At 64.3% G+C, this 487-nt stretch carries 1 protein-coding gene; it reads right to left on the bottom strand.

Annotated elements, in window-relative coordinates; all coding sequences use genetic code 11:
• Positions 1-17 precede the first annotated feature (17 nt).
• Positions 18-487: TonB-dependent receptor domain-containing protein (locus tag ACR6JA_RS22870; RefSeq protein WP_494599772.1), on the bottom strand; the 470-nt coding region annotated here is incomplete at its 5' end.

Raw genomic sequence — 487 nt, 5'->3', positions numbered from 1 at the left:
TGATTGACTAGGCATGATCAGAACTCGGTCACCACGTTGAGGCGTATCTGGCGTGGGTCGCCGAGGGTGACGAGATTGTTGCTGCTGAAGGAGCCGCCGTAGACGGTCTTGTCAGCCAGGTTTCTGACGTTCAGCGCGGCACGCCAGCCCTGGCCCTGGTAGTGCACGGCGGCATCGAAGACGGTGTAGCCGGGGATGGTGAAGTCGTAGGAGTAACCGGTGCGTTCGCTCACATGCCGCAGGCCCAGCCCGAAGCCCCAGCCTTCCAGCGGTCCGGCGCTGACGCGATACAGGCCCCAGACGCTCACGTTGTGGCGCGGCACGTTGTTGACGGTGCGCCCGACCTCGCTTGCCTTGTTGCTCTTCGAGACCTCGGCGTCGGTGTAGGCATAGGCTGCGGTGAGACTGAAGCCGTTGCGCAGATCGGCGGCCACTTCGGCTTCCAGACCCCGGATGTGGTGCTCGCCGGTCTGCACGTTGAACGCGG

This window comes from Cedecea sp. B1(4) (genome assembly GCF_059414925.1).
The sequence above is the reverse complement of the archived record's forward strand: the minus strand, read 5'-3'. Positions and strand labels throughout refer to the sequence as shown.